At 34.7% G+C, this 20530-nt stretch carries 18 protein-coding genes; 6 read left to right on the top strand and 12 right to left on the bottom strand.

Annotated features, from left to right (window positions below):
- The first annotated feature begins 69 nt into the window (after positions 1-69).
- Positions 70-1497 carry a Na+/H+ antiporter NhaC gene (nhaC, locus tag Q0U74_RS00840; RefSeq protein WP_297392011.1) on the top strand — a complete coding sequence of 476 codons (1428 nt, stop codon included), beginning with the start codon at positions 70-72 and terminating at the stop codon, positions 1495-1497.
- A gap of 53 nt (positions 1498-1550) precedes the next feature.
- Positions 1551-2306: a formate/nitrite transporter family protein gene (locus tag Q0U74_RS00835; RefSeq protein WP_297392009.1), complete on the top strand. Its 756-nt coding sequence runs from the start codon at positions 1551-1553 to the stop codon at positions 2304-2306.
- A 26-nt stretch (positions 2307-2332) separates the two neighbouring features.
- Here Q0U74_RS00835 and Q0U74_RS00830 read toward each other — a convergent pair whose 3' ends face one another.
- The 3 genes from Q0U74_RS00830 to Q0U74_RS00820 all read right to left on the bottom strand — a co-directional run bounded on the left by Q0U74_RS00830 (position 2333) and on the right by Q0U74_RS00820 (position 4593).
- Positions 2333-3037, bottom strand: a complete 705-nt coding sequence (locus Q0U74_RS00830; protein WP_297392007.1) for a YwaF family protein — start codon at positions 3035-3037, stop codon at positions 2333-2335.
- A gap of 94 nt (positions 3038-3131) precedes the next feature.
- Positions 3132-3548: a PaaI family thioesterase gene (locus tag Q0U74_RS00825; protein ID WP_297392005.1), complete on the bottom strand. Its 417-nt coding sequence runs from the start codon at positions 3546-3548 to the stop codon at positions 3132-3134.
- Positions 3535-4593 carry a DNA polymerase IV gene (locus Q0U74_RS00820; RefSeq protein WP_297392003.1) on the bottom strand — a complete coding sequence of 353 codons (1059 nt, stop codon included), beginning with the start codon at positions 4591-4593 and terminating at the stop codon, positions 3535-3537. Before Q0U74_RS00820 ends, Q0U74_RS00825 begins: the two co-directional genes overlap by 14 nt.
- A 77-nt stretch (positions 4594-4670) precedes the next feature.
- Here Q0U74_RS00820 and Q0U74_RS00815 point away from each other — a divergent pair, with 77 nt between their 5' ends.
- Positions 4671-5300 (top strand): HAD family phosphatase, encoded by a 630-nt coding sequence (locus Q0U74_RS00815; protein ID WP_297392001.1) that lies wholly within the window; start codon positions 4671-4673, stop codon positions 5298-5300.
- A gap of 64 nt (positions 5301-5364) precedes the next feature.
- On the opposite strand, the gene Q0U74_RS00810 is transcribed toward Q0U74_RS00815, so the two are convergent.
- The 7 genes from Q0U74_RS00810 to Q0U74_RS00780 all read right to left on the bottom strand — a co-directional run bounded on the left by Q0U74_RS00810 (position 5365) and on the right by Q0U74_RS00780 (position 13725).
- Complete coding sequence (locus Q0U74_RS00810; protein ID WP_297391999.1) at positions 5365-7146, bottom strand: thioredoxin domain-containing protein; 1782 nt, start codon at positions 7144-7146, stop codon at positions 5365-5367.
- Complete coding sequence (locus Q0U74_RS00805) at positions 7143-8078, bottom strand: FAD-dependent oxidoreductase (protein WP_297391997.1); 936 nt, start codon at positions 8076-8078, stop codon at positions 7143-7145. The genes Q0U74_RS00810 and Q0U74_RS00805 overlap by 4 nt, the downstream gene beginning before the upstream one ends.
- Before the next feature lie 9 nt (positions 8079-8087).
- A complete protein-coding gene (locus Q0U74_RS00800) occupies positions 8088-8693 on the bottom strand; it encodes a histidine phosphatase family protein (protein ID WP_297391995.1) in 606 nt (201 codons plus the stop codon).
- Positions 8694-8835: 142 nt separating this feature from the next.
- The gene (locus tag Q0U74_RS00795; protein WP_297391993.1) at positions 8836-10446 is read right to left on the bottom strand and encodes a MutS-related protein; all 1611 of its coding nucleotides are present in this window, start codon (positions 10444-10446) and stop codon (positions 8836-8838) included.
- Between the two features lie 407 nt (positions 10447-10853).
- Entirely contained in the window at positions 10854-11801 is a 948-nt protein-coding gene (locus tag Q0U74_RS00790) for a D-2-hydroxyacid dehydrogenase (RefSeq protein WP_297391991.1), read from the bottom strand.
- A gap of 201 nt (positions 11802-12002) precedes the next feature.
- Positions 12003-12731 (bottom strand): TraX family protein, encoded by a 729-nt coding sequence (locus Q0U74_RS00785; RefSeq protein ID WP_297391989.1) that lies wholly within the window; start codon positions 12729-12731, stop codon positions 12003-12005.
- Positions 12732-12795: 64 nt separating this feature from the next.
- Entirely contained in the window at positions 12796-13725 is a 930-nt protein-coding gene (locus Q0U74_RS00780; RefSeq protein WP_297391987.1) for a nitronate monooxygenase, read from the bottom strand.
- Positions 13726-14001: 276 nt separating this feature from the next.
- Between Q0U74_RS00780 and Q0U74_RS00775 the strand changes: the two genes are divergently transcribed.
- From Q0U74_RS00775 to Q0U74_RS00765, 3 genes are read left to right on the top strand one after another with little or no spacing between them, the layout of a single operon-like run.
- Entirely contained in the window at positions 14002-15072 is a 1071-nt protein-coding gene (locus Q0U74_RS00775; protein WP_297391985.1) for a TAXI family TRAP transporter solute-binding subunit, read from the top strand.
- The gene (locus Q0U74_RS00770; protein WP_297391983.1) at positions 15072-15605 is read left to right on the top strand and encodes a DUF1850 domain-containing protein; all 534 of its coding nucleotides are present in this window, start codon (positions 15072-15074) and stop codon (positions 15603-15605) included. Before Q0U74_RS00775 ends, Q0U74_RS00770 begins: the two co-directional genes overlap by 1 nt.
- Entirely contained in the window at positions 15592-17676 is a 2085-nt protein-coding gene (locus Q0U74_RS00765) for a TRAP transporter permease (protein WP_297391981.1), read from the top strand. Before Q0U74_RS00770 ends, Q0U74_RS00765 begins: the two co-directional genes overlap by 14 nt.
- 225 nt (positions 17677-17901) lie before the next feature.
- Here the strand turns inward: Q0U74_RS00765 and Q0U74_RS00760 are convergent, their stop codons facing one another.
- Both Q0U74_RS00760 and Q0U74_RS00755 read right to left on the bottom strand, forming a co-directional pair.
- The gene (locus Q0U74_RS00760; RefSeq protein ID WP_297391979.1) at positions 17902-18912 is read right to left on the bottom strand and encodes an aminomethyltransferase family protein; all 1011 of its coding nucleotides are present in this window, start codon (positions 18910-18912) and stop codon (positions 17902-17904) included.
- A 133-nt stretch (positions 18913-19045) separates the two neighbouring features.
- Complete coding sequence (locus Q0U74_RS00755) at positions 19046-20527, bottom strand: tripartite tricarboxylate transporter permease (protein WP_297391977.1); 1482 nt, start codon at positions 20525-20527, stop codon at positions 19046-19048.
- Positions 20528-20530 lie beyond the last annotated feature (3 nt).

Raw genomic sequence — 20530 nt, 5'->3', positions numbered from 1 at the left:
AAAACTTTTATTATCACTCTTTTAATGATATAATATGTTAAATTTTTCTATTTATTCACGAGGTGTTAAATGAATAAAAATAATATAAAAAAATATGACAGAGAAATAAGAAAGGCAAATTTTTCTGAAGCTCTTTTTACCTTTCTCTCTCTAGTTTTAATTATGTTCATAAGTATTATTAAGTACGGTGAAAGTCCCCATATCCCTATGCTAATCGGGGTCTTAATAGCTTCCCTTGTCGCCCTAAAAATTGGCTACTCCTGGAAATTTATTGAGAACTCAATGATAAAGGGAATTTCACAAGCCATGCAGTCCATAATAATTCTCGCCATCATTGGAGTTTTAATTGGCGTTTGGATTTTAGCTGGCGTTGTGCCAACTATGATTTACTACGGACTTATGATTTTAAAACCATCAATTTTTCTTGTGGCAACAGTTTTAATCACTTCAATAACTTCTCTTGCTACGGGAACAAGTTGGGGTACTGCTGGCACTATGGGTATTGCCCTTATGGGCATAGCAAGTGGTCTTGGCATACCTGCACCAATAACAGCAGGGGCAGTTTTATCTGGCGCTTACTTTGGCGACAAGATGAGTCCCCTATCTGATACAACAAACCTTGCACCGGCAATGGCAGGCACTGATGTCTTCACTCACATCAAGGCAATGTTAAAACCTACAATTATTACTTATGTCTTGACCCTACTCATCTTTGGATTTTTCTCAATGAAATACAGGGGAAGCTCTGCAGACTTGTCTAGCGTAACTATTATTACTGAAGGCTTAAAAAATAATTTTAATATTTCTCCAGTTCTTTTGATTCCGCCACTTATTGTAATACTTTCTATTGCAAAAAAAGTTCCTGCAGTGCCTGGCATAAGCCTTGGCATAATTGCAGCTGCCATTATGGGACCAATTTATCAAAAAGTAAATTTTGGCGACATATTATCTGCTGCCCTAAATGGTTTTGTATCAGAAACTGGCGTTGAGTCAGTGGATAAACTTTTAACTACTGGCGGACTTAACAACATGATGTCTTCCATTTCTCTTACTATTATTGCCATGATGTTTGGTGGAATTGCAGAAGAGACTGGAATACTTGAAGCAATCGTAAAAAAATTCCTTGGCAAGGTAAAGTCCACTGTTGGTCTTGTCGCTGCCACAATTCTCACTTGCTTTTTCACAAATGCAACTATGCCTGAGCAGTACATCTCCATAGTTGTCCCAGGCAGAATGTTTAAAAATGAATATAGAGATAGAAATCTAGATCCAAAACTTTTGTCCTCAACGCTTGAATCAGGTGGAACAGTTACATCAGCTATGATTCCTTGGAACACTTGTGGTGCTTATATGACATCAGTCCTTGGAGTTTCCACTGTCCACTACTTACCATTTTTGTTCTTTAATCTCCTCATGCCTCTTGTACAAATAATAGTTACAGCTCTTGATTCAAAAAAATTTAAGCTAGACCAAGATAAAGATGCTTTCACCAATTGAAAAACCACCTCTTTTTGGTATAATGTTTAGTGGAATAAAAAAAGAGGTGCAATATGTATAAAGATATAATAAGTGGACTTACAAATTCTGCAAATACGAAGAAAAATTTACTTGAAGGCTCTTTCTTTAGGTACATGGTTGCTTCCATACTTGCAGGATTTTTTATTGGCGTGGGCATGCTCATAATGACTCTATCAGCAAGTGTCTTTTCTCCACTGCCCATCCCTGTCGTAAAATTTATTAACGGCTTTGTCTTCTCCCTTGCCCTATCCTTTGTGGTCTTTGCAGGTGGAGAGCTCTTCACAGGAAATGTCCTTGTGACAAGTGTGGGAAGGCTTAATAAAAAAATTGACACTGGAACGCTTTTAAAAATTTTAATTTTTTCCTATCTTGGAAATATTCTGGGCTCAGTTTTAATTTCATTTTTATTTAAAATGACTGGCGTTTCCCCAGAGTATAACGAAGCTTTATTAAAACTTGTCACTGGAAAGACGAGCTTTGACTTTATTTCTTTGCTTTTCAAGGGAATTATGTGTAACATTTTAGTCTGCCTTGCAGTTTTAATTTGCTCAAGAAAAATTTCTGATTCAGCAAAATTGATTTTAATTTTTTGGTGCATACTTGCCTTTGTAAGCCTTGGCTTCGAGCATAGTGTTGCAAATATGACTTGCTTTGCATTGGCAAAAATGTTAAACCCAGACTTTACTTTTGCCCTAATTCTTAAAAATTTAATACCTGTAACTATTGGAAATATTATTGGTGGCGTCTTAGTTGCCCTAACTTATAATATTATAGCTTCAGAAAATTAAAAGAGACGAGGTCAAAGAGCCTCGTCTTATTTTTTTCTCAAACTTACTATTAACTTGTAAATAAAAAATGTAAGGACCATGACAAATACTGTCACTATAAAAAGTCCAACTATATAATTGGGAAAGACATTTTTTATAGTAGCAAGGGCGGATCCCTCATAGGGCTCCTCTATAAAATAATAATTTGCATTAAGCTTTTTATTTAGTATTTTTATTATTGGAAGTGTAACAAGAATAAAAATCACTGGATAAATAATGTCTCTTAGCTTTGGCAGGTATTCCTTTGAAATCACAATATAGATTGGATAAAAAGAATTTATCCCGTGGATTATCCAAGAAATTATTGCCACATAGGAATATTTATTTACTTGGTCCCAACCTGGCGTAAAAAGACTTAAAATTGCAGCTGGCATAAATAAATAGTAAAGACATGACTTAATAATTTTGCTGTCATAGAAGGCATCCACTGCCATAAACTGCGACCCGATTAGGCAGAGGTGAAAGGGCAAGTAGGAAGAGTCGTAATGCCCGTCAATTAAAACTGCTATAAGCCTAATAATTTCTAGGCTAATTGGCAGGAGGGCAATAACTTTTCTAAATTTTTTACTTTTTTTCCAGGGCTTATATAAGAAAAGTCCAAATATAAAAATAATAAATAGCCATATAAAATGGTAGGCTCCATAAAATTTAAAGCCAACTTGGCCATAATCTAAATCCCAAAAATTTCTCATCTCTAATTAAAATCCTTTATCTTTTTTCTTCAAATATTTTAACATAGAAACTTTAAAAAGAAATTAAAAAAATTTTTTATCTGTAAAAATTATTTTAAAAATTTTTTCCGCTAATTTCAATTTCGCCCACAATAAAAAGTGTAAAGCTTCCCTTGGCAACTAATTTGTCGCCCTTCTTTGCCAAGACTTCTATTATCTCTGTGCTTTTGCCTGAGTGAATTATCTTTGTTGTGGAGTAAATTTCTTCTCCAAGTTTTACGCTGGAAATAAAGTTCACACTAGAGTCTAAGGTCACGCCCTTTCTGCCCATGGCAATGGAAAGGCAGCCTGCTGCTGTGTCCATCAATGCAAAAATTTCTGCTCCATGAAGAATGTTATAGGCATTAAACTGATTTTTCTCTGGCTTCATCTTTAAAACTAAGTTGTCGCCCTCTAATTTAACTAATTTAATATGGCTTCTCTTTACATATTCATCTTCTTCAAATAATTTTTTAAAATTAATTTTCTCCATTTCTCCCCCTATTAAAAAAAGAAAGCTGTCTAATATTTAAGTCCACTAAATTGGAAACAGTGATGCCAATGAGCCTTAGCTTTTCGCCCTCATAGGCCTCAAAAAATATTTCCAGGCTCTTATTAAAAATATCTTCTTCCTCAAAAATGGCTGCGTCATAGGTTCTGGACCTGGTCTTAAGCTTAAAATTTTCATTTTTCATCTTTAAAGTCAAGGTGTAGCCAGAAATTTCCTTTATAATTAAATCTTCTGACACTTCTCTGGCAAAGTCCTTTAAGTAATTTATGAGCTTATCTTTATTTTTTGTGGCTTCAAAGGTTGACTCTGTGCCAAGACTTTTCCTCACAGCATTTGGCGTCACTTCTCTCTTGTCAATGCCCCTGATTCTATAATAAATTTCTTCGCCACTTTTTTTAAACATGTCCACCAAAAAATCGTAGGACAGGTTGTAAAGGTCCTCAACCTTATTTATGCCAATATTTCTAAGTTTTTTCTCAGACTTGCTGCCAATGCCGTGAATCTTTCTTATGTCCAGGGGAAATAAAATCTCTGGCATGTCGGACTCTCTTATAATCATAACTCCCCTTGGCTTATTCCAGTCGCTTGAAAGTTTTGCCAAAAATTTGTTGTAGCTAAGACCTACACTAACGCTTAGCCCTGTTTTTTCATAGACATCTTTTTGAAGATCATAGACAATACTTTCATCGTAGCCAAGTCCCGTCAGGTCGAGATAGGATTCATCAATGGAAACTTTTTCGATTTTATTTGTATATTTCTTTAATACGTCAAAAACTTCCCGAGACTTTTCTAGGTACCTTTCCCTTCTCATGGGCTTGATGATCAGATGGTCACAGAGATTTTTCGCCATATACATGGGCATGGCAGAGTGGATGCCATAATTTCTCGCAATATAATTAGCCGTAGTGACAACTCCATGATTGGACCTGCCACCTACGACTACTGGCTTTCCTATTATGCTCCTATCGTCAAGCTCTTCTACTGATGCGTAAAAGGCGTCTATATCAACATGTATAATAATTCCCATAAATATCACGACTTTAGTATATCACAAGAGCTTTTTATAAAGAAGAGAATTTGATATAATTCTAGAGAGGTGAGATTTTGAAAAGAAAAGTTGCGCTCTACGATTTTGACAAAACTGTGGTGAATTGCGAGTCCATAGTTGAGCTTTATAAATATGCCTACAAAAATAAAAAAATAAATATTTTTAAAAATCTTTGGAAATTAGCTGTGGCTTACATAAAATCAAAGGTAAATTCTGATTTTGAAATTATGAAAAATCAGATGGTCTCTATTATAAAATATTTGACAGAAGATGACCTCCAAGACTTTGTGACAAACTATCTCTATCCAAAATTTTTCTTTAAGGAATTTGAAGATGGATTTTCTTCATATGACGAGGACACCATAAAAATCCTCTGCTCTGCCTCTGCCACAAATTATTTAATTTATGTGGGCGAATTGTTTTCTTTTGATTATATTATTGGAACAGACTTAGACGACGACTATAAATTATGTCGCGGCAACAACAAAAAGGATGTCAAGGTAAAAAATATTGAAGAAATTTTAAAAAGAGATGGCTATGAAATTGACTACGAAAATTCCCTTGCCTACTCCGACTCCTACAAGGACGACAAGTATATGCTTCGCATGGTAAAAAATAGGTTTTTAATTAATTCAGGAGTAAATAAGAGAGGCTATATAAATTTATCTTGGCATACAAATAAATAAATTCAAAAAAATAAACTGAGGTCGCCCTCAGTTTTTTTAATTCAAGAAAAATTTCTTTCAGCTCTTAAATTCCTAAAATATATTTTTCAATTAATTCAGCAATTTCGTCATAGGATTTTTCTCCAATGAACTCGTAAACTTTTTCGCCATCCTTGTAGAAGGAAACTCGCGGTAATTGAAAGATTTCATTTTTCTCTGCAAAGTCCTTATTTTTGTCCAAATCCATATAATAGCAAGAGACTTCTCTAAATTCTTCTTCAAGAAGAACTTGCATAACTTCCATAAGTGGCTCGCAGTGAGAACATCTCTCTGCACCAAAGATGACAAGAGCCGCCTTTTGATTTTTTATCGTATCATCGAAGTGATTTTCTGTCACATATTTTATTACAGATTCATTTCTCTTAATTACCTTTTTATTTTCTTCAAGGTCAATTACTGACTCAGACTCTTGTGAAAGTGGGTCAATGTCATTATTTAGTGAACTTCTATTTACATTAGTAACCTCCACAGATTTGAAGCTCCCTGCACCCCTTAACTTGTAGTAGGATGCATCTTCAATCTCTTCAATTTCATTTTCACTTTCATCTACGCCTAGATAATCGTAAGGATACCTATAAACTCTGTAGATCATATTGTTTTTCAAAAGATTTTCCGTAGTAGTCCTGTAAGGGCAAGTCCACTGCCAAACTATTTCCTTGGAGTGAGTAATCTCTAATACAAGACCTTCTGTGGCAAGAGTTATTAGGGTGTTGCCATTGGGAAGTCTTTGAAGGTTTCCACCATAGGGCGAATAAAATTTGTAGCCATTCATTGGAATAGAAAAACCAAAATCCCTAGGATCCACTGACCAGTTAACTGACAGAGTCACTGGATTTATTTCAAGAATTCTTGAATAATTTCTCACGAAGGGAAGAAGACCCGATGGAGATGTTAGGGTTGGTGAACCGTAGCCACATCTTCCGCCATTGTCAAAAATTAAAAGATTTCCCTCGCCCTTTAAGCCCTTGGGAATAATACTTGCAAAGGCAGAGCCAACTACAGGGTCAACCTTTTTGAAGTCAGAAAAATTTGGTCCCAGCTTGTAGCAAATGCGTGACCTCTTTTTGTCGATTATGCCAATAATATTGGCAGCTCTCGCCGTAAATAAAATATTATCTGGGTGAAAGCGTGGATCTCCTTGGTCATACCACTTGTTTTCGCCAATTGTTGAAATTGATGTAACATCTAAATAATTTCCAAGAGGCCTCTCTGTCATTCTCAGGTTTGGATTTCTGTAGAGAACATTTTTCGCCTCTTCAGAAAATCCCAGCTGGTCAAAGTGCTCGCTAAAGGAAAATTTCCAAACAATATTTCCCTCTTCGTCCACTTCTAAAATCACATCATCAAGTAAAGTCTTATCAGAAATTCTGCTGTCCTTAATTGCATCGTGAACCAGTAGGAGAGTCTTGCCCCCTTCAACAATTTTTTCACCAGGATAATAGTAGCCAAGAGAGTTACCCTCTCTTTGGAAGTCAGAGTGAGCCCTAGCCATCCACTTTGGCCTGTAGCCCCTGTCCTCTGTAAACTTAAACTTGTCGAAGTCAAATTGAATTTTGCCCTCCTTGTCAAACTCAATGAGTTTAATACCATCGCTGACGCCAAAATCTGATGACCTAAAGGAAGAAATACTCATAATATTTTTGTTTGGCAGCATCTTGGCAGGCATTGGGTTTACAGAATACCTTTTGAGCTCTGTGCCGTCCATTTTTGTTATAAGAGCACCGTCCTTTGCCGTTGAAATTAAATTTATGCCATTGTAGGCCTTTTCTCTATTGTAGACTACAGTTCCCCTTGGATAGACTCTCATAATACACCTCTATTTCTAATGTACTTTTCTGCATAAACTGTTGCCACTGCACCATCATTTGCCGCTGTGACAATTTGTCTAAGGGGCTTCTCTCTTATGTCTCCTGCAGCAAAAATTCCTTCCACAGATGTCCTCATGCAGTCATCAGTTTTTATAAAGCCAAAACTATCTACTTCCACAAGGTCTTTAACAAAGTCGGAGTTGGGACTCATGCCAGCAAAGATAAAAATCCCATCAGAAGTTACCCTAGTGCTTCTCTTGTCAGATAAATTTAAAATATCAAGACTGTTAACTCTTTCGTCACCATAAATTCCCTGGAGTTTTGAGTGCCAAGTGTAAGAAACTTTTGGATTCTTTTTTATTCTCTCAACTTCAAGTTCATTTCCGTCAAAATTTCCCTCATCGTGAATAATAATCATGTTAATGGAGTTGGCAAAATTGGAGAGATAATCTGCTTCCTCTAAAGCAAGGTCCCCTGAACCTAAAATATGTATGTCCTTGTCCTTAAAATAATCAGCATCACAAGTTGAGCAGTAGGACACGCCACGACCAGCAAATTCCGTTTCACCAGGCACATTTATCATCTTGGCATAAGTTCCTGTAGCAATAATAATTGCCTTAGAAAAAAATTCCTTTCGCCTTGCAGTAGTAAGCTTAAATCCATCATCAACTTTTTCGATTTTAGAAACAGTACCATAAATAAAATTATTAGTCTTAAAATTTTCAGCTTGCTTTTTAAACTCATTAATAAGATCTCTTCCCGAAATTTCCTTAAAGCCAGGATAGTTGATAATTTTTGGCGTGTCGTTAACCCTTCCGCCAAAGGAAAACTTCTCTATGACAAGAGTATTTAAAAGAGACCTGCCAGCATAAATAGCAGCACTTAAACCAGCTGCCCCTGCACCAATAATAATCAAATCATAATTTTTCATCTAATCACCTCAAATAGAATCCACAGGATTTTGTGGAGCCTTTTTAATAATCTTAAACTTGCCATCATGATATTCAGCAATGTTAAACTCGGCGTTGCGCCTTACCCTATTTACCCAAAAATTTTCCATGGGCACATTTTCCATAATAGAATACATGGCAACAATAGTAACTCCATGAGTGACAATTAAAATATTTTTGTCAAGCTCAGGATAAACAGCATACTCAAAAAATTTCTCAACTCGCCTCTTTAGGTCGTAGAGACTTTCACCATCAATTCTATTGTATTTGTGAGGATTGTCAAAATAAAGACTGTGAAGCCACCTGTCCTTTCTTCTAACATCCTTAATATTTTTGCCAGACCAATAACCCACATCTATTTCACGAAGAAGAGAAGTCTTGATAATCTTTCTATTGGGACAAATGAGTTTTGCAGTGTCATAGGCACGGCCAAGATCAGATGAATAAACTCTATCAAAGTGAATGTCCTTACACTTTTCGCGAAGAATCACACCCATTTCAATGCCTTCTTCAGTAAGTGGCGAATCATCTTGCCCTTGAATAATTCCAGCCCTGTTCCATTCAGTCTCCCCATGTCTTGTAAAATAAATCCTCATACTTCCCTCACAATCTATATGCACAATCTATATAAAAAATTTCATTCCTACTAATATTATATATTATAAGAAAAAACAATTAAAGTATGAAAAGCTTTGTCAAAAAAACCACTGGCACAAGTCCAGTGGAATTTATATATTTTTATCTTTCTTCTAAGTCCTTTGAAAGGGCTCTTGCTTCACTTATTATTTCTCTTGGGTAGTTTAGGTTGTCTAAGATTGCAATGGCGTTACGGCTTGTGGCTGGTCCTTCCTTTAATAGGTAGTCGAATTTTATGTCGCCCTCTTCTATTTTTTCTTCAAAGTGCATATTTTTGTATAAATCTTTTAACAAAATTGTAAGTTCAATGTCGTGTGTTGCTGCCACTACATGGTTATTCCTTGCCAAATATTTTAGAGTTGCAGTGGCTGCTGCTATTCTATCAATGGTGTTTGTCCCCCTAAATATTTCGTCAAGCAAAATTATTTTTTCTTCTCCATCTTCTATCATATCTCCTATTGCCTTGGACTCTGCCATAAAATAGGATAGGTTTTCCATTATTGAGTCAGATATGTCAATGGCTGATCTTAATTTCATTGGCTTTATCTCAAATTTTTCGCCAAAGAATATTCCAAAGCTTAAGGCAAAGACTGCATTGATGCCAATTGTCCTAAGATAAGTTGACTTTCCTGATGCATTTGAGCCTGTAAGGATCATTGATTTTTCTAAATCTAAATCATTTGCTACTGGGTCCTTTAAGAGTGGAGTGTATAAGTTTTTGCCAGAAATTTTTTCTCCAAAGTCTGCAAAGTTTGTGCCATAGGCCTTTGTGATTGAAATAATTCCAATTTGGCAGTCGATTTTTCCCAGCAAGTAGTAAAGTCTAAAGATTTCTTCTCCATATTTTTTGAAATATTTTTGTGCCTTGGAAAAACTCCTGGCTTCTGATAAAAATAATACATTCTTGTAAGTTTCAGCGAAGTCCATCTCTGCATTGCCCGTCAAAAAACCAAAGGATTTTAAAGTTTTCTTTAGGGGCCCAAGTTCTCTTAAAATATTTTCCACTTCTTGGAGTTCTTCTGTGAAGACTTTGTTTTTATTTTTCGTCAAGCTTTCTGATACAAATAAAATACTTTTAAGCCTTACTAGGCTTTCCAATTTCCCCAAAGTTATTTCATTAAATTTTTTGTAAATAAAAGTGTTGACTCCAAGGAGAGCAAAGATAAATAGGACTGCCTTGGCCCTTAAGAAAATAAAGAGAAGAATAATATAAAGTGCAGTGAAAGAAAAAATTTTCGCCGCAATCTCAAGTTCTCTATCTACTTTAACTTCTTCTTCAATAAGATTTAGGACATCTTCCTTGAAAAATCCAATCTTTCCCAGTTGAAACTGCATGTCTAGAAGCTCGTCTTCACTATCAGCGTAAAGCTTTATGTTATTCTGAGTCTTTTTGATTTTGTCCTTATTTAAAATTAAATCTCTCAGCCTATAATAAAAATACTCGAGACCCATCCTTGTCATGTTATGGTTCATCTTCTCGATGATTTTGTCGAAATTTAAATCAGCTGCTGTTATTTCACTTAAATTTCCCCCAAGTCTTTTATGTATGCAGTCGATTTTTCCCTTGAATTTTTTTGAGTGAATATTGCCGAAGTTTTTTCTTATTTCAACTCGCAAAATTCTTTCATTTTTTATTTTCACATAGTAATTGTATAAAAAAATTACTCCAGTAAAAGCTAATAATAAAATAATTGGTGCGTAATAGTCCTTCATGTCATCCTCCTCTTAATCTCTTTCATTATTTTATTACAAATATATTGTCATTACAATGAATAAAGGCTGCAAAAAAACTGCCCACATTGTGAGCAGCCTTAAAAAATTATTTTATTTCTTTTTGTATTTTACAGCACTAATAAAGGATGCAAAAACAAGTATCCCAAAATATGGCATTAAAGTCTTTAAAAAATCTAGTTCCTTTCTTTCATAAAGATAATACAAAAAGACACCTGTCATAAAAGTTGTTATTGCAAAAAAGAGATACTCAATAAATTTAAAAAACTTTTGCTTTTTCATCTTATTTCATCCTCCCCTATTAAGTGCTTAAGTATTATTAAAGCTTAAATATTATGTAAAAGGCTGTTCATTTTACTAAAAACAAACAGCCCTAAAAATTTATTTAATTATTTACAGTTTGGAAATAATTCGTCAAAGTTTTTAAGAATTACATGTCCAATGTCGTCTTGAGCGTCGATAGTTGATCCACCAATGTGTGGTGTTACATAAAGTCTATCAAGTTCAAATAATTTGTTTTCTACTGGAACATCTTGAGTGTCAAGTCCGCCAGAGCCAAGTTCGTTAGAAAGTGTATCTAAGTTTGCTCCACCTAGTTTGCCATTTTTGATGTAGTCATATAGGTCATCTTCGTTAACAATTCCGCCACGAGCAGCATTTATTATGCAAGCTCCGTCTTTCATCTTTTCAAATTCTTCTTTAGCAAATAAGTCCTTAGTGTCAGGAGTTAGTGGCATGTGAAGAGTTACGATGTCAGATTCTTTTACAAGAGTATCGAAATCAACAAGTTTAGCATAGTCAACTTTGATGTCTTCTGGTTTTAAGAATGGGTCATAAGCAAGAACGCTCATGTGGAATACATTAGCTATTTCGCCAACTCTTCTACCAATTGCGCCAAAACCACAAATTCCTAGAGTCTTATTTCTAAGTTCTCTACCAATCCATCTATATTTGTTCCAAATTCCAGATTTAACTTCGTTTTGAGCTTGTACAGAGTTTCTGTAAAGGTCTAACATTTTTGCAAAAACAAGTTCAGCAACTGCGTTTGCATTTTGTCCTGGAGAGTTTTTAACTGGAATATTTTTTTCCTTTGCATATTCAAGGTCAATGTGGTTAGTTCCTGTTGAACCAACGAAAATTGCCTTTAAGTTTTTAGCAGCATCAAGAACTTCCTTGTTGATGAATGGGTCAACTCTCATGAATAAGAAATCATAAGGTTCAATAATTTCTGCTAATTTTTCAGAAGTTGGAAGCATAACTTTATCAAGTTCAATACCTCTTTCTTCAAGTCCCTTGTCAATTACATCTGACATATAATCTACCATTAACGCTTTCATTTACATCCTCCTTAAATTTTTATGTACTTCGTTACATTTATATTTTAGTTGAAATAAGATTCTTTTTCAAGTTCATTTGTATCCTTAATATAATTAACACTTTTCTTTAAAAAAGCCCTTGGAAAACTATTCTATATTTACTTAAAGTTAATAGTTCTCTCAAAGGCATCTCATTGTTTATATAAAAATTTCTATTTAATTTTATATATTTAGGTAAAACCTAAGTAGTCCCAAGATAAAAAGGTGGACTGGATAAAATAAATAATTAAATAATTTATTTTGCTTTCCCTTTTCGCCATTATACATTATAGTTAAACCAAAACCCAGTATTGACCAAACTTCTTTAATAATACTTAAATAGGCAAGGACTGCTGAAGTAATAGGTCTATTATAAAATATATAAAAAAAGAAAGCTGTAAGTATTGCGTGGAAATCATAATCACCTGACACAAAAGTGCTTGCAAAGTACATTACAATTAAAAGTGGAATTGAAATAAGAAGCCACCACTTGCCAATTTTATCCTCAAATTTATTTCTAAATTCGTCTAAGACCCATATAAAAATTAATGATAGGGCAAGAGAAAATAGAACATTATTTAATCTAAATTCTAAAAAAACTTTTGAAGAAAACATGTCATAGGGTACTTCAGAAATCACTGCAAATAAAAGTAAATTTAGTAAATATTTCTTCCTACTGTGAGTCTTAAAAAATCCTTCCACAACAAAAAAGGAAAAGAGTGGAAAGGCAATGCGGCCCAAGACATCAAAAACTGTAGAAATCTTTGATAGAGTGCTTCCCACTTCAAGGTAGGGTAAAATTATGCCCTTGTTTATGTGGTCAATTAGCATAGAAATAAAGGCAATATACTTTAACTGTGCCCCATTTAGGACTTGAATCTTTTTTAATTTTTCATTATTAAATCTTTCCATACTTTACTCCAATTTTTTTGCGAAATTATTTTACTATAAAATTTATTAAGTGACAAAGAAAATCTTAGCTTCTCTTAAAATTTTCTTTCAAATCTTCATATTCTCTCATAATGTTTTCTATTATATCTCTTACGCTTTCAATTTTATTTAAATACTCATAGCCTTCGCCTGCCATGACAGATCCCCAGTCTACATCGCCATCTCTTACAGCCTTCTTGCCAGAGCCTGCTGCGTACTTTTCAAATTCTTCTTGGTCGAAATTATTTATTTCGATCTCCAAAAGTTTTTCAGCCAATTTATTTTTGTAGCCCCTAATTGGATGTGGTCTTGTAATTCCAGTTACAATTGTGTCCCTATCCGTTGCCTCAATTAAAACTTTTTTGAAATTTTCGTGGACTGGTGCTTCCTTTGACACCAAAAATCTCGTGCCCATTTGCACACCACTTGCTCCCAAAATTTCTGCAGCTAAGATGTGTCTTGCCGTGTAAATGCCACCAGCAGAGATCACAGGAATTTTTACTGAGTCACATATTTCTGGCAGAGCGGGAAAAGTGTTTAGCTTCCCAATATGTCCACCTGCCTCTGCCCCTTCAAAGACACAGGCAAGGGCACCAAGGCTCTCAACTTTTTGCGCCATTTTTTTATTTGCAATTATAGGAATTACCTTTAAACCCTTTTCTAGCCAGTAGTCAAAATACTTCTCAGGATTGCCTGCGCCGCAAGTTATAATCTTTACTCCCTCTTCCACAACAATTTTATTGAGCTCATCAATTTGTGGATGAATCATTACCATATTTACGCCAAAGGCTTTATCTGTCATCCTTTTTATTTTTCTAATTTCAGATCTAACGACCTCTGGACTAAAGCCACCTGTTGCTATCATGCCAAGACCACCAGCTTCTGAAACTGCACCAGCAAGATCTGCAGTAGAAATATTTGCCATGGCTCCCTGAAAAATTGGATACTTAATATTTAGAAGTTCAGTTATTTTCATTTTTTCCTCCAAAATTTATTTTTAAATTTTTTATGATTTTATTTACTAATTTTATATTTTATTCTTACCCCAAAAGCTTATTTCATCACTTTATCCAACTTTTTCTCTTATAAACCGTTTTCAGATTTATAGTTTTGTATAAATATAATACAATTTCCCGCCCTAATATCCTTTTTATTTAATTGACATTTAATATTACTTATTGTAATATAAAACTATCAGATAAACATTTTCATAAAATTTTAGTTTATTTGAATAAGGTCAAGGAGGATTATTATGACTAAGAAAAAATTTATGACGCTAATCATGCTTATTGCTTTGGTTACAGTTACTTTAACTGCTTGTGGCGGTGGAGGAAACAAAAAAGAAGAACCTGCTAACGCTACTAAAACCGAAGAAGGCGCAAAGAAAGAAGAAAGCAAAGAAGCTACTGGCGACATCAAAGCTGAAGGCCTAATGGAAACTAAGGGCGGATTCATGTCAGTTGCTACAGGTGGTACTGGTGGTACATATTATCCACTAGGTGGAGCACTATCTAACATTCTTAACAATGCAGGTGTAAATTACACAGCTACTGCACAAGCTACTGGTGCTTCTAAAGAAAATGTTGAACTTATTACTAAGGGAGACGCAGAAATCGCATTTATTCAAAACGACGTTGCTTACTACGCAGTAAATGGTACTGATACTTTCGAAGGACAAAAGAAACCTTCTCTAAGAGGTCTATGCTGTCTATATCCTGAAATCGTACAAATAGTTGCTTCTGATGAATCAGGAATCAAAACTATTGACGACTTAAAGGGCAAGAGAGTTGCTGTTGGTGCTCCAGGTTCTGGTGTTGAAGTTAACGTAAAACAAATTCTTGATATTCACGGAATCACTTATAAGGATTTAGGAAAAGTTGACTACTTATCTTTCGCAGAAGCTGCTGACCAAATTAAATCTGGTCAAATTGATGCAACATTCTTAACTGCAGCAATTCCATCTTCAGCTATTACTGAACTAGCAACTACTCACAATGTTCACCTAGTTCCAATTGCAGAAGATAAAGCTCAAGCTTTAATTGAAAAATATCCATTCTATGTTAACCTACACATTACTCCTACAGAATACAAGGGACAAGACAAAGAAATCTCTGTAGTAGCTGTACAATCAATGCTAGCTGTTGACGAAAAAATGCCTGAAGAAGATGCATACAATATCGTTAAACTTTTATTTGAAAACCTTGATACAATGAAAGAATCTCACGCAAGAGGTGGCGACATTGCTCTTGATAAGGCTCTTGACGGTATGAGTATTCAAGTTCACCCAGGTGCACAAAAATATTTCGACGAAGTTAAAAAATAATGAATGGTAGAAATAAAGAGGGCATTGGAAAGAAGTTATTCTTTCCAATTCTCTTTATTATAATAGTTTTTTTTATTTTATCCTTTGTGAAAATAGACGCAATAATTATAAAATCTTACTTTGATGGTGATCTATTAAAGATTTGTCAGTTAAAGGATAAGGAAAGGTTCGGCATAGTCTATACCCATTCCGTTGAAAGGTCAGAGACTAGCGAATGGTATGAAGTTCGCGATGGAAAATTAATCCTAATGGAACAAAGATATCGCGACCAAGGTGCAGGTCTTCCTGTAAATTTAATATACAAGTTTAAATACGCTGATGACGGTAGCTTTTGTCTCTATGATATGAATGTTCCCTTTGAAACTGTTATTTATAGAACTGGAGCTGTCATAGCAAATCACAAACTTGTTATTAATGGAAAGACTACTCCCTTTTTAGAATTTTCTGAACCTAGAGAAGCTTTAGAGTTTTCTACTGAACACATCTCACTTTTACAATACGCACTAAGGAGGTGCCAAATTGAGCGAAGATAAGAAATTAAATGAAAATTTAGAATCTGAAGAAATAAAAACTGAAGATTCAAAAATAGATTCAAAAGATTCTTCTTCTGAGCCTAGCTTTGCTAAGGCAGCTGAAGAACTTGGAACTATGGATGTTAACGAATTAATGGAGCAATATGACCTTGAAACTAGTAAACTTCGTAAGTTAACTGGCAAGGTTGCTTTATTTATTACAATCGTTGCAATTTTAATGTCTGCTTTCCATTTATTTACAGCATGGCATGGTACACTTTTAGCTATGAAGCAAAGATCTCTTCACTTAATCTTTGCCTTTACTCTTGGATTTGCACTTTATCCAGGATTTAAAAAGTCATCAAGGGATAAAATTGATATCACTGATTGGCTTCTTATTATTTTATCAGTTGGTGTTTGGGGCTACATATTCTTTAATGTAGAGGCAATTGCCCTTAAAGGTGGTCAAATGTCCACAACTGACATGGTACTTGGTGTTCTTTCAGTTCTTCTTACTCTTGAAGTTACAAGAAGAGTTGTAGGACCTGAACTTCCTATAGTTACCATAGTATTCCTACTATTTGCTTACTTCGGCAGACACTTGCCAGGTATATTTGCACACAGAGGATTTAACGTAACAAGAATTGTTTCACATATGTATATGACTACTGAAGGTATTATGGGTACACCTCTTGGAGTATCTTCTACTTTCGTATTTATGTTTATACTATTTGGTTCCTTCCTAGACAAAACTGGTGTTGGTGAATTCTTTATAGACTTTGCTTACGCTTTAACTGGTTCTACAAGATCAGGTCCAGCTATGACATCAGTTCTTTCTTCAGGACTTATGGGTTCAATTTCAGGTTCATCTGTAGCTAACACAGTTACTACTGGTGCCTTTACAATTCCACTAATGAAATCAGTTGGTTACAAACCTCATTATGCAGGTGCCGTAGAAGCTACTGCATCTACTGGTGGACAAATCATGCCTCCAGTAATGGGTGCTGCTGCCTTTATCATGGCAGACTTCACTGGTTTCCCTTACATTTCAATTGTTAAGGCTGCCATTATCCCAGCTGTTCTATACTATATAGCTGTTGGTACAATGGTTCACTTGGAAGCTTGTAAACTTGGACTTAAAGGTATGCCTAGAGAAACACTTCCAAAGGTTTCAAATATTTTGAAAAAACAAGGTTATTTAACTCTACCTCTTATTGCAATCATCTTCATGTTGGTTAAACAATATCCACCAACAATGGCTGCTTTAACTGGTATAGTAATTGGCGTTATTGTTGCCATGACAGCATCTATTATTAAAAAAGATAATTCCTTTACTCCTAAAGATATTCTTGGAGCAATGGAAGCAGGTGCTAAGGGTGCCGTTGGTGTAGCTTGTGCCTGTGCTTGTGCTGGTATGATAGTAGGTGTTGTAACACTTACTGGTTTCGGTTTAAAGATTGCAGAAGTAATTGTTCAAATAGCTCAAGGTAGACTTATCCCTACACTACTTCTTACAATGATATCTTCAATTATCCTTGGCATGGGACTTCCAACTACTGCAAAATACATCGTACTTGCAACAATGGCTGTTCCAGCAATAACAAAACTTGGTGTAAACTTAATGTCAGCCCACCTATTTATCCTATACTTTGGTGTAGTTGCCGACGTTACTCCTCCAGTAGCCCTAGCTGCTTACGCAGGAGCAGGTATCGCAGGTGCAAACTCAATGAAGACTGGTTTCCAAGCCTTTAAGCTTGCCATAGGCGCCTTTATAATACCTTACATCTTTGTAATAAATCCACACTTAATAATGGTAGATTCCATAGTAGGAACAACAGTAAATTGGCTTCCAATAACAGCTGCACTTCCAACAATTGTAACTGCTCTTATTGGTACAGTTTGCTTGGCTGGTACTGTAGAATCTTATCTATTTGGAAAACTAAGAATATGGCAAAGAGTTATACTTCTTTTAGCTGCTTTTGCACTACTTGATCCAAAACTTCTTACTGATGTAATTGGACTTGCTGCTCTAGCATTTATATTTGTAACTCAAAAAATATTAAATAAGAATAAACCAGCAGCTGCTGCTTAATCTTAATTAATAAAATAATTTTAAAATTTTTAAATATCTGTTGGGGAGTAAATCTCTAACAGATATTTTTTTGCAAAAAAATTGCACCTATAGTCTTGTGCAAACTTAAAATAAGTTAGCATGAAAATATAAGTGCAAAAAATTTTTATTTAAAATTTATTGTAGATTAGCATAAAAAAAGGAGCCCCATGGACTCCCTTTATCTTAATTCTTTAATCTATCCTCTTATCCTCTTACTCTTTCATTTTCTTTGTCATAGAAAACTCTGTCGCATAATTTTGCCTTTAGGCTTTCTGCTTTACTTTTAATTTCAACTTCTTTTCCTTCCACTGCACATTCTTTTTCAATTAAGCAGTAGCCAATGAACTTTTCAAGAGTATAGCCGTAAGTGAATTTAGTAACCTTGCCAATTTCCTTGCCATCACAAAGAACTGGGTCTCCTGCTTCAACTTGACCTTCTTCTAAAAGTTCAAAGCCGAAAAGATCTCTCTTAATATTTCCCTTTGCCTTTAGAAGTTCATCCTTGCCAATGAAGTCACTGTCCCAGTGAACTGTCCATCCATAGCCAACTTCAAGAGGATTTGTGCCTTCAAGGTCGCTCATTAATACATATCCCTTTTCACCAGGAAGTGAGCCAATAATTACATCAGTTGTAATATTAACTAAGCCAAATTCCTTGCCGCACTCTTTTATTTTTTCTTCAAGAACTTCCTTCTTGCCGCTTTCAACATAAAGTTCATAGCCAAGTTCGCCTGTGAAGCCTGACCTTGCAACCATAATGTCTAAGTCGCCAACAGTGTTATCTTCAATAGTAAAGAACTTCATAGAAGAAACATCCTTGTCCACAATTTTATTCACAAGATCTCTTGACTTTGGACCTTGGACTGCAAACATAGTTAATTTTGAAGTGATGTCCTTGTAGTCTATGTCGCAGCCGTCCTTAAACTTGTCAAACCACTTAATCATCTTGTCAATGTATAAAGTTGAAATCAAATACTTGTCATCTTCCAACCTAAAAACAATAACATCGTCAATAATTTTTCCCTCTTCATTTAGCATTGTAGTGTAAAGTGCGTGACCCTTTTTCATATTTTTTATGTCATTTACAAAAACTTTGTCTAAAAAAGTTGCTGCATCCTTACCTTTGACATCTAAAACTTGGTGAGTGAAATCATAATAACCAACGCCATTTCTAACAGCTTCGTGTTCTTTTCTTCTTAATACATCATTTTTCATAAAATCACTTTCCTTTATCACGTTATAAAAATAAATCTCTCACCCCTAATATACCCTCAAAAGTTTTTTAAAAACAAAAAGCACAAGACATACATCTTGCACTTTCTCTATCAAGGATTTATTTTATGAAATATTATTTAACTTTTTGTTTAATTGATTTTCTTAGTGTTAATGCTATTGAAATTACAGCAATTAATATAAATACAAGTGATATTGGTTTTTGTATAAATATCATCCAATCCCCTTTATTTTGCATAAGAGCCTGTCTTAAATTTAATTCTGTCATTCCACCTAATATAAATCCAATAATTAGTGGTGTGGTAGGAATCCCAAACTTTTTAAAAGCGAATCCCATTAAGCCAAAAAGAAATACGCAAATAACATCAAATAATGTAAAGTTTGCACAGTAAGCTCCTAAAACACAACAAACTAAAACCAATGGTAATAATATATACTTTGGAATATCTAATAATTTTACAAAAATTCGAAGCCCAGCTCTTTCAAAGACTAACATAAATACATTTGCTACTAGTAAAGCGATAAATATACCATACACATATTTACCACTTTTGTCAAAAATTAGTGGTCCAGGTGAAATTCCATGAATTGTAAGTCCACCTAGAAATACTGCTGTTGCAACATTACCTGGTATACCCATTGTAATTAATGGAATTAATGATCCTCCGATTACTGCATTATTTGAAGTTTCAGATGCTATTATACCTCTAATATTACCTTTACCATACGTTTCTGGGTTTTTTGAACTATTCTTTTCAGCTGTATAGGCTAATATACTGGCTGTCGATCCACCTATACCCGGTAAAATACCAATACCTAATCCTATTAAAGCTGATCTTAAAATGTTTAACCAGTTTTCTGATAGCTCTTTTAAAGTGATTCCAAACCCTTTTAGGTTATATGGAGTTTTTTCAGCTTTTATTACAATTGAATTTCTATTAAACCCAGCCAAAATAATGTCTGTTACTGCATAAACTCCGATTAGTATTACAACTGTCTCGAATCCTCCGTAAAGCTTTGTTATTCCAAAAGTAAATCTTCTAACCCCATCAATTGGTGCTATTCCAACAAGAGAAAGAACTAATCCAAATAATCCAGACAATACACCTTTAATCAAAGAATCCCCTGATAAACTTGCAATTATTGTAAGGGAAAAAACTGCTATTGCAAAGTATTCAACAGATGTGAATAATAATGTTACCTTAGAAAGTCCAGGTGAAATGAACATTAATGCAAATATACTTAAAAGACCACCTATAAATGAAACTAAAATCCCTGTGCCAAGCGCCTTTCCTGCTTGACCATTTTCCGCCATTGGAGCACCATCAAAAAGAGTTGCTATGGATGACGGTGTCCCCGGTATCTTAAGTAAAATGGCTGAAATCAATCCACCTGAAATTCCTCCTAAATATAAACCTACTAATAAAGAAATCCCATTCATGGGTTCCATTCCAAAAGACATAGGCAAAAATAACACTAATGCCATTGTTGCTGATAAACCAGGAATTGCCCCAAATACTATCCCTATAATGACGCCAATTAATATTAACATTAGTGTAAAGGGATTAAAAATCATCGTCATTGCTTCTAATACCAAAGT

The sequence above is a fragment of the uncultured Peptoniphilus sp. genome (genome assembly GCF_946998875.1).
Taxonomy (GTDB): Bacteria; Bacillota; Clostridia; order Tissierellales; family Peptoniphilaceae; genus Peptoniphilus_A.
The sequence above is the reverse complement of the archived record's forward strand: the minus strand, read 5'-3'. Positions and strand labels throughout refer to the sequence as shown.

What these genes read in the sequence shown, in the direction of transcription:
- Q0U74_RS00760 (WP_297391979.1), bottom strand. Translation starts at nt 18,912, where the DNA reads ATGAAAAATGATGTATTAAGAAGAAAAGAACACGAAGCTGTTAGAAAT.
- Q0U74_RS00800 (WP_297391995.1), bottom strand. Translation starts at nt 8,693, where the DNA reads ATGAGGATTTATTTTACAAGACATGGGGAGACTGAATGGAACAGGGCT.
- Q0U74_RS00770 (WP_297391983.1), top strand. Translation starts at nt 15,072, where the DNA reads ATGAATGGTAGAAATAAAGAGGGCATTGGAAAGAAGTTATTCTTTCCA.
- Q0U74_RS00820 (WP_297392003.1), bottom strand. Translation starts at nt 4,593, where the DNA reads ATGGGAATTATTATACATGTTGATATAGACGCCTTTTACGCATCAGTA.
- Q0U74_RS00835 (WP_297392009.1), top strand. Translation starts at nt 1,551, where the DNA reads ATGTATAAAGATATAATAAGTGGACTTACAAATTCTGCAAATACGAAG.
- Q0U74_RS00810 (WP_297391999.1), bottom strand. Translation starts at nt 7,146, where the DNA reads ATGAGAGTCTATCCAAGGGGAACTGTAGTCTACAATAGAGAAAAGGCC.
- nhaC (WP_297392011.1), top strand. Translation starts at nt 70, where the DNA reads ATGAATAAAAATAATATAAAAAAATATGACAGAGAAATAAGAAAGGCA.
- Q0U74_RS00830 (WP_297392007.1), bottom strand. Translation starts at nt 3,037, where the DNA reads ATGAGAAATTTTTGGGATTTAGATTATGGCCAAGTTGGCTTTAAATTT.
- Q0U74_RS00775 (WP_297391985.1), top strand. Translation starts at nt 14,002, where the DNA reads ATGACTAAGAAAAAATTTATGACGCTAATCATGCTTATTGCTTTGGTT.
- Q0U74_RS00795 (WP_297391993.1), bottom strand. Translation starts at nt 10,446, where the DNA reads ATGAAGGACTATTACGCACCAATTATTTTATTATTAGCTTTTACTGGA.
- Q0U74_RS00780 (WP_297391987.1), bottom strand. Translation starts at nt 13,725, where the DNA reads ATGAAAATAACTGAACTTCTAAATATTAAGTATCCAATTTTTCAGGGA.
- Q0U74_RS00785 (WP_297391989.1), bottom strand. Translation starts at nt 12,731, where the DNA reads ATGGAAAGATTTAATAATGAAAAATTAAAAAAGATTCAAGTCCTAAAT.
- Q0U74_RS00825 (WP_297392005.1), bottom strand. Translation starts at nt 3,548, where the DNA reads ATGGAGAAAATTAATTTTAAAAAATTATTTGAAGAAGATGAATATGTA.
- Q0U74_RS00790 (WP_297391991.1), bottom strand. Translation starts at nt 11,801, where the DNA reads ATGAAAGCGTTAATGGTAGATTATATGTCAGATGTAATTGACAAGGGA.
- Q0U74_RS00805 (WP_297391997.1), bottom strand. Translation starts at nt 8,078, where the DNA reads ATGAAAAATTATGATTTGATTATTATTGGTGCAGGGGCAGCTGGTTTA.